At 46.9% G+C, this 11,592-nt stretch carries 11 protein-coding genes and 1 pseudogene; 9 read left to right on the top strand and 3 right to left on the bottom strand.

What is annotated here, in order from left to right; genetic code table 11:
* The 9 genes from L1D47_RS19270 to L1D47_RS19230 all read left to right on the top strand — a co-directional run.
* Positions 1-377 (top strand): integrase core domain-containing protein (locus L1D47_RS19270; protein WP_239886437.1); only part of this gene is annotated, 377 nt, incomplete at its 5' end.
* Positions 322-1,338, top strand: a complete 1,017-nt coding sequence (locus L1D47_RS19265) for a restriction endonuclease subunit S (RefSeq protein WP_239886436.1) — start codon at positions 322-324, stop codon at positions 1,336-1,338. The genes L1D47_RS19270 and L1D47_RS19265, both read left to right, overlap by 56 nt.
* 48 nt (positions 1,339-1,386) lie before the next feature.
* Positions 1,387-5,025, top strand: a complete 3,639-nt coding sequence (locus tag L1D47_RS19260; RefSeq protein WP_239886435.1) for a DEAD/DEAH box helicase family protein — start codon at positions 1,387-1,389, stop codon at positions 5,023-5,025.
* 127 nt (positions 5,026-5,152) lie between these two features.
* On the top strand, positions 5,153-6,019 hold the full coding sequence (locus L1D47_RS19255; protein WP_239886434.1) for a TIGR04255 family protein: 867 nt from the start codon (positions 5,153-5,155) through the stop codon (positions 6,017-6,019).
* The gene (locus tag L1D47_RS19250) at positions 6,019-6,618 is read left to right on the top strand and encodes a helix-turn-helix domain-containing protein (RefSeq protein WP_239886433.1); all 600 of its coding nucleotides are present in this window, start codon (positions 6,019-6,021) and stop codon (positions 6,616-6,618) included. The genes L1D47_RS19255 and L1D47_RS19250 overlap by 1 nt, the downstream gene beginning before the upstream one ends.
* 10 nt (positions 6,619-6,628) lie before the next feature.
* Positions 6,629-7,522: a hypothetical protein gene (locus L1D47_RS19245; protein WP_239886432.1), complete on the top strand. Its 894-nt coding sequence runs from the start codon at positions 6,629-6,631 to the stop codon at positions 7,520-7,522.
* Positions 7,523-7,877: 355 nt separating this feature from the next.
* Positions 7,878-8,366, top strand: coding sequence for a MerR family DNA-binding protein (locus L1D47_RS19240; RefSeq protein ID WP_239886431.1), 489 nt, complete (start codon positions 7,878-7,880; stop codon positions 8,364-8,366).
* Between the two features lie 2 nt (positions 8,367-8,368).
* A complete protein-coding gene (locus L1D47_RS19235) occupies positions 8,369-10,612 on the top strand; it encodes a heavy metal translocating P-type ATPase (protein ID WP_239886430.1) in 2,244 nt (747 codons plus the stop codon).
* A 9-nt stretch (positions 10,613-10,621) separates the two neighbouring features.
* Entirely contained in the window at positions 10,622-10,972 is a 351-nt protein-coding gene (locus L1D47_RS19230) for a cupredoxin domain-containing protein (RefSeq protein WP_239886429.1), read from the top strand.
* A 71-nt stretch (positions 10,973-11,043) separates the two neighbouring features.
* On the opposite strand, the gene L1D47_RS19225 is transcribed toward L1D47_RS19230, so the two are convergent.
* From L1D47_RS19225 to L1D47_RS19220, 3 genes and pseudogenes are all read right to left on the bottom strand, one after another.
* On the bottom strand, positions 11,044-11,223 hold the full coding sequence (locus tag L1D47_RS19225; RefSeq protein WP_345778775.1) for an outer membrane beta-barrel protein: 180 nt from the start codon (positions 11,221-11,223) through the stop codon (positions 11,044-11,046).
* Positions 11,224-11,244: 21 nt separating this feature from the next.
* Positions 11,245-11,346 (bottom strand): annotated as a pseudogene (locus tag L1D47_RS21215) (IS3 family transposase); the annotation flags it as partial.
* A gap of 5 nt (positions 11,347-11,351) precedes the next feature.
* A partial coding sequence (locus L1D47_RS19220; RefSeq protein WP_239882331.1) for an integrase core domain-containing protein occupies positions 11,352-11,592 on the bottom strand: 241 nt, incomplete at its 5' end.

Below are 11,592 nucleotides of genomic sequence, written 5' to 3'. Positions count from 1 at the left end.
CAAGCAAGGCACTAACCATGGCCTTTGAGGCGCGAGGAAGGCCGAAAGACCTAATGTTTCATAGTGACCAAGGAAGCCACTATACCAGCCGCCGCTTCCGCCAACAGCTCTGGCGCTATCATATTAAGCAGAGCATGAGTCGACGAGGAAACTGCTGGGACAACAGCCCGATGGAGCGCTTCTTTAGAAGCTTAAAAACAGAATGGATACCGATGACCGGCTATCGGGATATCGGTGAGGCTAAGAGTGAAATTTCGCGATATGTGACGGGGTATTATAGTCAGCTGAGACCACATCAATATAACGGTGGGCTGACACCCAATGAGTCAGAGCGAAGATATTGGCTTGAATACAAAACCGTGGCCAATTTTAGTTGACCACTACAGTAAGTGTGCAAAAGCTAGTGAGGACTGGATTGGATCTTTTGGAGCTTTTTGTTCAGGCATAAGGCCAGATAATACTAAATGTGTTCCTAGTTATCTCTATTACTTCTTATGTTCACCAACTTTTAGAAACTGGTCTGGAGCTTCAGATGGAGCGAATATCAAGAATATTAGGGCTTCTGAACTAGCAGAGTTCCAAATCCCACTCCCGCCACTAGAAACCCAAAAGCAAATTGCAGCTGTGTTAGAAAAAGCCGACCAACTGCGTAAAGACTGTAAGCTTTTGGAGCAAGAGCTAAACAGCCTCGCCCAGTCCGTGTTTATTGACATGTTTGGTGATCCGGTCACCAATCCTAAGGGATGGGATACGGCATCTCTCGATAGCCTTGCTCTAGTACAAATAGGTCCATTTGGTTCGCAGCTTCATAAAGAAGATTATATTGCTGATGGAATTCCGCTGATCAATCCTACTCATATTGTTAAAGGTCAAATCATACCTGATATGAATTTGACTCTAACACCAGAAAAGTTTGAAACATTACCTAGCTATCACCTTAAGGCTGGTGACATTGTCATGGGGCGGCGCGGTGAGATGGGGAGAACTGCATTGATTGATGAACGCTCCCAAGGTTGGTTCTGTGGCACTGGTAGTTTGTATATTCGTATAACTTCTCCGTTAGTTCAGCCCGTGTTCTTAAATTCTGTGATGTCTTGTAGCTCGATGAAAACTTGGCTAGAAGAGCAGTCTTTGGGGGCTACAATGCCGAATTTGAATAAGAAGATTCTGCACTCAATTCAAGTTCCGATTCCTACAGAAGAATTGCAAAAAAACTACCTTGTTGCTTTGAAGGGATTACGTCAGCAACGAACAGAACAAAAAGAATACATCAATGAGCTGGATAGTCTGTTTAATTCCCTCATGCAAAAAGCCTTTATAGGCGAGATAAACCTATAACGAATAATAGCTTTTACCCGAAAAGCTGTGATCTAAAAAGGAAGCTCAATGTCAGATACGGTTGATTCAAAAGGCGCTCAAGGTGGTAGCAACTTTGCGTTTATGGATAGTGCCATTAACGGCGATGATCTGTTTTCTAGCCGTTGTGCCGAGATTAAAACGCGTGCCCAAAATGCGGAAAGCAACATTAAAACCGATCCACGTATCGCAGGTTTCTACGCCCGTAATGCCTTGGAGCTGATGGTTGAAACCGTATTCGACATTGATAACTGGCTAACCCGTCCGCGCCATGATGTGACCTTAATGTCGCTTATTCACGATAAAGGCTTTAAAGATAACCTCAGCAGTAACTTGTTCCCCAAGCTGAAACTGATCATCAAAATTGGTAACGAAGCGGCGCACGGTAAAACCGCGCCACCACAGCGTGACGCCTTGCAAGCGGTGAAAGAGCTACACCATGTGTTGTATTGGTTTGTGCGCACCTATACGCCTGACTTTGGCAACAGCGGGTTTGATCGCAAACAGTTTATCGTTAACCCGTTTGATGAAGCGTTAGTGCCGCAAAAGCTGGCCATTGATGCCACGTTGGTCACAAAAGCCATGAGCAGCATTAAACGGGTGCAAGAGCTGGAAAAACAACTGGCCGAAAGCGACAGCATTAAGCGCGAACAATACCAGCAACAACTCAATGAAAACGCCGCCCTAAAAGCGCAAAACCAAGCCTTGCTTGAGCAAATTGAACAGGCGAAACAACAAGCCGATGCTGCGCCAGATAACCACGATTACAACGAAACCCAAACCCGCGATTACTTAATTGATGCCTTGTTACACGAAGCAGGCTGGCCGTTAACAGACAAGCGCGACCGCGAATATCCGGTAACGGGAATGCCGATTTCGAGCGCCAATCCTAACGGCAATGGCTTTGTTGATTATGTGTTGTGGGGCGATGACGGCACCGCATTGGCGGTGGTAGAGGCCAAACGTACCTCGCGCCGCCCTGAAGACGGCCAACAACAAGCCAAACTGTATGCCGATTGCCTAGAACAACAGTGCGGCGTGCGACCGATTATTTTTTACAGCAATGGTTACGAAACGCGGCTGTGGGACGATGCCTTTTACCCACCGCGTAAGGTGCAAGGCTTTTACACCAAAGCCGAGCTGGCGCTGATGATTAAACGCCGCCATGACCGGCTGTCATTTTTCAGTGACGAGGCAGGGGTAGGCAAAAAGCTCACCGCACAAATAGATGAAAACATTACCAACCGCCATTACCAAAAAGCCGCCATTACTCATATTTTGCAGCATTTTGAAATAGCCCATCAGCGTAAAGCCTTGTTGGTGATGGCCACAGGTACAGGTAAAACCCGTACTGTGATCAGCCTCGTTGATTTGCTGGTAAAAAATAACTGGGTGAAAAACGTGTTGTTTTTGGCCGACCGTAATGCCTTATTAACCCAAGCTAAAAAGCACTTTGTGAAACTGCTGCCGCGCGTAAGCTGCTCTATTTTAAGCTCAGGGCAAAGCAAAGGCAGCATCGACAGCCGTTTGTATTTCTCAACTTATCCCACCATGAAAAACCTATTAGATCGCGGCGCAGACGAGCGCCCGTTTGGCGTGGGGCATTTTGATTTGATCGTGGTGGATGAAGCCCACCGCTCGGTGTATTCCAAGTATCGGCAGATTTTTGAGTATTTTGATGGTTGCTTATTGGGCTTAACCGCCACCCCTAAAGACGAAGTGGAAAAAGACACCTACGGCATTTTTGATTTGCAAAAAGGCATGCCCACCTACGCCTATGAAGATGCCAGTGCCTACGCCGAAAAATACTTAGTGCCACCGACTAAAATTTCCGTTGCCACTAAGTTCATCCGTGAAGGCATTAAGTATCAGGAGCTGTCGGATGAAGAAAAACTAGAGTGGGAAAACAAAGCCGAATTAACCGACCGCGAAGAAGTGCTGCCCTCGGAAGTAAATAAGTTTTTATTCAACGAAGACACCGCCGAGAAGATGTTTGCTCAGTTAATGCGTAAAGACGAACTGGGTGGCATTCATGTGGAAGGCGGCGATGTGATTGGTAAAACCATCATTTTTGCCGCCAATAACGACCACGCGGTGTTTCTTGAAAAAATGTTCAATAAAAACTACCCGAAATGGGCGGGTAAGTTGGCGCGGGTGATCACGTTTAAAGAAACCTACGCGCAAAGCCTGATTGACGAATTTGGTGGCGACGAAAACGAACGCAAAGACTTTGACCCGAAAAACCCGACCTGCCGCATTGCGATATCGGTAGACATGCTCGATACCGGCATTGACGTGCCTGAAGTGGTCAATTTGGTGTTTTTTAAAGTGATCCGCTCTAAGGTGAAGTTTACCCAAATGATTGGCCGTGGCACCCGTTTGTGTGAGGATTTGTTTGGCCCAGGCTTGCACAAAACCACCTTTAAGGTGTTCGATTATTGCCAAAACTTTGAATATTTTGATGCCAACCCCGAAGGTTTACCCGTTGGTATTGCCAAGCCGTTAATGCAACAGGTATTTGAAAAGCGCGTTAGTTTAAGCATCTTGCTCAATAAACGCTTAGCCGATGAAAACTATACCGAGCAACACCCTGAAGATGCCCAGAAATTGCGTGAGTTAAACCGCTATCAGTTAGACATGCTGCATCATCAAGTCACCGGCATGAATTTAGATAACTTTATTGTGCGCCCAAAACGCCAAGCCGTTGAGCCGTTTTTAGCCCGCGAGCATTGGGACAATATTGACGATGCCAAACACACCGAGCTAGAAAGCCATATTGCCGCGCTACCGACCGAGGCAGAGCCATTTAACCCCGTTGAGCAAGTGAATAACTTAGCCAACCGTTTTGATAACCTGCTGCTAACCATGCAATTAGCCTTGCTGGAAAAAGGCTTAGTGCCAGAGCCCAATCGTGTTCGGGTAATGGAAATCGCGCAGCAGTTGGAAGGCAAGTCGGTTATTCCGGCCATTCAAGCGCAATTGCAGCTACTACAAGACCTGCAAACCGTCGAGTTTTGGCAAGATATTCATTTAGTCACGCTAGAGGACGTTCGTCAGCGCTTGCGTAACTTGATGTTCGCCTTAGACAAAGACAAAAAAGAGATGGTGTACACCAACTTTGAAGATGAGTTTCAAGGTGTGCGCGACGTAACAGGCGTATATACCAGCCCAACGGTGGACTTAGCCCAGTACCGTAAAAAAATAGAGCTGTATATTCAAGACCACCAAGATCAGCTAACCATTCAAAAATTAAAACGCAACAAGCCCATCACCCAAGCCGATTTAGACGTGCTAGAAGGCTTGCTGTTGGACGCTAGCGGTATGAGTGATGTAGAGGCGTACCGAGAGCAGATCTTGCAAGACAAGCCCTTAGGGACGTTTATTCGTGAACTGGTTGGCCTAGACATGAACGCCGCCAAAGAAGCCTTTAGCGCCTTTCTTGATGAAGGCGCTTACAACGCCGAGCAAATCAACTTTATTGACCAAGTGATCGATTACCTAGTGCACAACGGAGTACTAGAAATGGGGCAAATATTCGAGCCGCCATTCACCGATAACCACGGCGAAAGCGCCTATGGGTTCTTTGATGAAGGAACAGTGGTGGAATTGTTTGGGGTGATAAGGGCAGTGAATGCCAATGCGATGGTTGTTAAGAGTCAGAGTGCTTAGGAAGTAAATTTATTATCGTGTCCAAAAAAGTGTAAAATTTGAACTAACATACTTTATATGTGTCCAAAAAAGTGTAAAATCTCCGACCTGAGATTAGTTCTCTTTGATTATAACTTTGGAAGATAGTATGAAAAAAACTTTAGAAAAGGCCCCTTTAGTACATGTTCTGATTCATTTAAGATTTGCTGAAGTTCCGACGCTAAAAACTATCACTCCCGAGCTTCTCCAAACTCTTCACGTTAGGATGATTGATGAAGGCTTCCCAGAAAAAATTGAAAGCCAAGCAGAACTCGTAGAATTGAATTTTGATTCAACGTCTCAGCAAATGAAACACCGAAAACTATCTAAAACTCGATTGTTGTTCCGAGCTGCCGGCGAACGTGAAATAGTTGAAATATCTGAATCGTCAATTGTCTTAAAATCAACTGACTATGGGACATTTGATGACTTTTACAATAAATTTCATCGCTTACTAGTTGCCTGTATGGAAATAATTCCGAAACTAGATAAGACACTGCTAAAAAATGTTGGTCTCAGATATGTAGATGTAATAGCACCTTCTGGTGAAAGTACTCTTTGTGATTATGTTTCAAGTGAAATTCAGCCGCCATCTTTAAGCGGAATAGGTACACACCTACAAGGACATTCACTTAAAGCCGTTAAAATATCTGAAAACCAAATTTTGGTCGTTAACTTTGAAGAGCTGCCAACTATTGATGGTCGTGTACAGAAAGTTTTACCTGATAATTTGATGGAGCCTGACGATAAATGCGGCTTAGTTATTGATGGGCAAAAAGATTGGTTTAAGGTAAAATCAACAACATATGGCATACTAGACATAGATCATACGTATCAGTTCATTCAAAGCCCTACATTTAGTGAAGAGCTAATAGCGGATGCTACACACAGACTGTACCAATCAGCAAGCGACATTTTTTGGGATGTAATTTCTGAGCATGCCAAGAAAGCTTGGGGATACAAGGAGGAAAGGTAATGTGGGATACAACATCATTGAGAAACCAAAAAACTACCGCAATAGCTTTAAGTATGATGTGTTTCAATACACATGCTGCTATTGATGTAGATAGCGTTCTTCCTGCTCAATACGAAGTTACTTACAGCTCTAATATTGCTGGAGAGCAATGGTCTTCAGTTGGTATTTCTGAATTGACTGATACGGACAAGACTGTCGAAGTACTCAGCATCGCTGATATTGTAGATTTAGTGAAAGTAGCATTGGGTCTTCCAAACAAAGATGTTGCGCGCATATTTGGCGTATCTCGACAGACTCTTCACTCATATAAGAATGCTGCTGATGAGCAGACCGTAAATGCTGCGAATCAGAAACGTGCTTTAACATTGGCTGAGATAATTAGTGAGATAAGCCCTAAGTTTAATCGGAGCCCGGGTGCAATGGCCAAAAACTACACTGTTGAAGGAAAGTCATTGCTTGACCTATTGTCTGAGCCATCTTTAAAAGTACGAGAAATAGTTTGGCTTTCTGAGAAGCTAGCAGAAAAGATGAACTCAAACGTACCAAAGTTAACTGAGACAAATGAAGTATCTCTTCATCAGCTAACTAAATTGTCATAGGAGTCATTAAGTGGCTGAAACGCCTCTTTCCAATGGTCAAATTCTTCTACATAACAAGAAGCTTGTACAAGCTTCTTGTTTTTTAGCATCTCAAATACCAGATGAGAAAAGACTCGAATGGTCTCAATCTTTTGCTAAAGCACATTTACGTAACGATCATTCTAAGTTAAAAGCTACCTCTGTTTTTCTTGTACTTTCTCAGAATTGCGATATCGCCTGTCCAAATGATGAAATTGAAACTTGTATAGAACTCGTTATTTGCAAAAAAATTCGATCTAAGGATGTTCATCAAGGCAACTCTTTTGTAAAAAGTGTTCGCAAGCTTCACTTCAAACTCGGAGAAAATTACTACGAAGCAAACGTCGACTATATTTTAACCGTCGAAAAAGGTGAGCTGCTAAATGTCATCAATGAAAAGGACGATTTCACTCTTCTTCAGTTAGATCGGGAATACGAGATTTCTGTACCGGTGTGGCGAGCAAACCGATATTTAAGAAGTGCATTTCCTGACAGTTTCAATGCAGCTTTTTTTCCAATATTACACAACCACATCTTAGATATAGAGGCCGAAGCTAAAGCGGAAGAAGGCACTGAATACTCTAGTTTTATAAGAGCCATTTATATCTGGTTGGACTCAAATGAGGAAAGAGAAAGTTATGAGTTCGACATTTTTGCTTTACTTCGTGACGAGACTAGCGATAAATCCGTATCAGCGATTCAGGACAAGATTGAAACTTTAGCTGAAGAACTTGCCACATCTGCGGGTTATGAAGATAAAAGTGATATTTATGCGGGAACGGAAAGTACAGTTACTGTTGGCTACCTGACCAAGTTTGTTCGACTAAATCTTGACTATTTATCTCTATCCCAGAGTGATATTGATACGGGTCATGAACTTGATTAGTAAACTTTATGCAACTGATTTATGGAGATTGTAAAATGTGTGGTCGTTTAAGCATTGATGTGATCAAACTTTATTGTCATTTTCACTGTGTTTCTGGTAGTAATACGCCTCTAAAATGATCAAACTTTAGCTTTATATAGCCTAAGAATCGCTTAAAAGAGCACATTTCCGATCAAACTTTATTGTCCTCCGACAACCCTTAGTAAAAAGCAGCCTGTCCATAGGCTGCTTTTTTTGTGCCATCCTCCTGTTCAATATTGTTTCAATTTTTTATCTATCACTCCCTTGACCTGTGTCTAACACATAGGTTTATAGTCAGAGCATGAGCTTTAAAAAGTGTCTTGATGGAGTGGTTATGCGCGTCAATCAACTAGCGAAGAATCTCAATATCACGGGTGATACCGTGCGCTTCTATACCCGCATCGGTCTGCTGAGCCCCGCCAAGTCTTCGGTCAATGGTTACAAGGACTATAGCGATAAAGATCAGTCGCGAATGCAATTTATCCTCAGTGCCAGAAGCCTGGGATTTAGCGTCGATGAGATCAAGGTGATCTTCTCGCGCACGGATCAGGGGGAGAGTGCCTGCTCTCTGGTGCGGCAGATGATCCAGCAGAAGCTCGAGGAGACAGAGAAGCAGTTTGAGGAGATGGTGAAGCTGAGACGCAAGCTGTTGAATGCCGTCGAGGATTGGTCCCACAAGCCTGATAAGGCGCCGACCGGCAACATGATCTGCCACTTAATCGAAGGCACCTATGCGGAAGGAGCTTATGCAGAAGACTCTCATGCAGAAAGCACTCGTCACCAAGGCACTCTCGAGCCTAGTACGCTTAGCCAGGAGGATTGAAGATGGACACAAGTAGAGTACAACTCAACATCATCGGCGCTGGCTGTGCGAGCTGTGTCGGTAAGATAGAAAAGGCACTAAAGGCGGTGCCTGGGGTCGACTCGGCCGAGATGAACTTTGCCGAGCGCATCGTCGATGTTTCGGGTACGGCAACGCTGCAGCAGTTGATTGCGGCCGTCGAGGCGGCAGGCTATAACGCGACGCAGCTGCAGGCCGAGGCGGGCTTTGATGCCATGGATGAGAAGGAGCAGGCGGATCTCGATTATTACCACAGCCTACTGCGCCACACCTTTATCGCCCTGTCTGTCGGTATTCCCTTGATGATCTACGGTCTGTTTATAGGTGAGATGACAGTGTCGACCACCGCAGAGCAGCTGGCCTGGGGGCTGGTGGGGCTGGTGACCCTCTCTATCATGGTGTTGTCGGGCAGGCACTTCTATGTGGGGGCGTGGAAATCCTTTGTGCACCACAATGCCAACATGGACACTCTCATCGCCTTAGGTACGGGGACCGCCTGGCTCTACTCTATGCTGGTGGTCGCCTTTCCGACCCTGTTGCCTGAGATGGCGCGCCATGTCTATTTTGAGGCCACGGCGATGATCATAGGTTTGATCAACCTGGGGCTGGCGTTGGAAGTAAAGGCCAGAGGCAAGACCTCAGAGGCAATTAAGCGTTTGATCGGCTTACAGGCTAAGACTGCGCGAGTGATTCGTGACGGCAAAGAGCTGGATATCGATATCGCCCAGGTGCTGCAGGGGGACAAGGTAAGGGTGCGCCCCGGGGAGAAGATCCCCGTCGACGGCGTGGTCATCGAAGGCAGCACCAGCGTCGATGAGTCAATGTTGACCGGCGAGCCCATTCCGGTAGAGAAGCATATCGACAGCGAAGTGGTCACAGGCACCCTAAACAAGTCGGGCGCTATCGTCTTTACCGCAACCCATGTGGGTAAAGACACGGCGCTGGCCAGAATCATCGCCATGGTGAAACGGGCGCAGAATTCTAAGCCGCCTATCGGTCGGCTTGCCGATGTGATCGCCAGCTATTTCGTGCCAGCCATCATGATCATCGCCATAGTGAGTGCCATGGTATGGTTTAACTTCGGTCCCGAGCCTTCCATGGTGTTTGCCATCGTCTCGGCCACGACTGTGTTGATCATCGCCTGTCCCTGCGCCCTTGGGCTGGCAACCCCTATGTCTGTCATGGTGGGGGTGGGCAAGGCCGCCGAGTCTGGGGTATTGATCCGTAACGGCGAGGCGCTGCAAACCGCCTCTAAGATAAGTGTCATGGTGTTAGACAAGACAGGCACTATTACCCAGGGCTCGCCTCTGGTCACTGACGTAGTCGTTACTCAGGCATCATCAATGGACGAGCAAGGGGTATTGGCCCTCGCGGCCGGTATTGAGCGCCACTCAGAGCACCCCTTGGCCGAGGCGATCGTCGAGTCGGCGACGCGTCGTGAAATTGAGCTTGAGGATGTCGAGGCATTTACCGCCATTTCGGGTCGCGGCGTACAGGCTCAACTGAATGGCCAGTCGCTGCTGTTTGGGAACCAGGCGTTGATGCAGGACTATGAGGTGGATATTCAGGCTTATCAAGCCAAGGCGCAGCAGCTGGCGGCGGAGGCTAAGACGCCTATGTACCTGGCCCGCGATAATAAACTGCTGGCCATCATCGCCGTGGCGGATCCTATCAAGCCTGACTCGGCGGAGGCTATTGCCAGGCTCAAGCATAATGGCATCAAGGTGGTCATGTTAACCGGAGATAATAAGGCCACGGCTGCCGCAGTTGCCGCAAAGGTTGGTATAGAGACGTTTTTCGCCGAGGTGATGCCCCAGGATAAGGCTGGCAAGGTGGCCGAACTGCAAAAAGAGGGCGAGATAGTGGGCATGACGGGCGATGGCATCAACGATGCGCCGGCGCTGGCGCTGGCCAACGTAGGCTTCGCCATAGGTACGGGCACGGATGTGGCCATCGAGAGTGCCGATATCACCCTGATGCGAGGCTCCTTGCACGGCTTGGCTGACGCGATAGCCGTGAGTAAGGCCACACTGAGAAATATTAAGCAGAACCTGTTCGGTGCCTTTATCTATAACGCCGCGGGTATTCCCATTGCCGCGGGCATTCTCTACCCCATGTTTGGCGTGCTGCTTAGCCCAGTGATCGCCGGTGCGGCCATGGCCTTCTCATCGCTGACCGTGGTGAGCAATGCCAATCGTCTGCGTCTGTTTAAAGCCAAAGCACATTAGGAGGCTGGTATGTTATTTATCAATCTGATTTGTCTCGCCTTGATAGGTTTTATTGTCTGGTGGTTTTGGCTCTATTCGCCGGAGGCGGCCGTGAGTCAGGAGGGCATAGAGATAGTGGTTAAAGACGGAGTCTATACGCCTTCACGTATTAAGATAGCAGCGGGTAAGGCGACGACACTCACCTTCCTTAGGCAGGACAAGTCGGCCTGTTCGGCGACTCTGCAATTGCCGGCGTTATCGATCAGCGAGGAGCTGGCACTCGACAAGCCCACCATTATCAATGTTCCGGCCACGACACCGGGTGAATACGCCTTTCATTGTCAGATGCAGATGTATAAGGGTGTGCTAGTCGTTGAGTAGGCTTGGTCAATAAATGTGATTAGTTAGAAGTCGGGTAAACAAATGTGTTTGCCCGACTTTTTATGCAGCGCTCAGAAGCGGTATCCCAGGGCGAACGTCAGCGTATGGGTATCGAGCAGGTCCATCGCCTGATAGTGATAGGTAAGGCCGAGATCCATGCCCGACGCAAACTCCATCCGCCAGCCTAGGCCTGCCAGCAGACCGGTGCCATCATCAGTGTACTTACGATCGTTATTGTCGACTGATCTGATCCAGTAATAGTGGACACTTTGCTAAGCACTATTTTTTAATTCAAAGTTCTCTGGACTCAAATACCCAAGAGCACTATGCCGTCTGGTCCGATTATAATCAACCTCAATATACTCAAATACTGTAGTGGTCAACTAAAATTGGCCACGGTTTTGTATTCAAGCCAGTATCTTCGCTCTGACTCATTGGGTGTCAGCCCACCGTTATATTGATGTGGTCTCAGCTGACTGTAATACCCCGTCACATATCGCGAAATTTCACTCTTAGCCTCACCGATATCCCGATAGCCGGTCATCGGTATCCATTCTGTTTTTAAGCTTCTAAAGAAGCGCTCCATCGGGCTGTTGTCCCAGCAGTTTCCTCGTCGACTC

The sequence above is a fragment of the Shewanella sp. Isolate7 genome (assembly GCF_022398425.1).
Lineage (GTDB): Bacteria > Pseudomonadota > Gammaproteobacteria > Enterobacterales > Shewanellaceae > Shewanella.
The sequence above is the reverse complement of the archived record's forward strand: the minus strand, read 5'-3'. Positions and strand labels throughout refer to the sequence as shown.

Excerpts from the sequence above, each read along its gene's own strand:
- L1D47_RS19250 (WP_239886433.1), top strand. The coding sequence starts at position 6,019 with ATGTGGGATACAACATCATTGAGAAACCAAAAAACTACCGCAATAGCT.
- L1D47_RS19265 (WP_239886436.1), top strand. The coding sequence starts at position 322 with ATGAGTCAGAGCGAAGATATTGGCTTGAATACAAAACCGTGGCCAATT.
- L1D47_RS19260 (WP_239886435.1), top strand. The coding sequence starts at position 1,387 with ATGTCAGATACGGTTGATTCAAAAGGCGCTCAAGGTGGTAGCAACTTT.
- L1D47_RS19235 (WP_239886430.1), top strand. The coding sequence starts at position 8,369 with ATGGACACAAGTAGAGTACAACTCAACATCATCGGCGCTGGCTGTGCG.
- L1D47_RS19230 (WP_239886429.1), top strand. The coding sequence starts at position 10,622 with ATGTTATTTATCAATCTGATTTGTCTCGCCTTGATAGGTTTTATTGTC.
- L1D47_RS19240 (WP_239886431.1), top strand. The coding sequence starts at position 7,878 with ATGCGCGTCAATCAACTAGCGAAGAATCTCAATATCACGGGTGATACC.
- L1D47_RS19255 (WP_239886434.1), top strand. The coding sequence starts at position 5,153 with ATGAAAAAAACTTTAGAAAAGGCCCCTTTAGTACATGTTCTGATTCAT.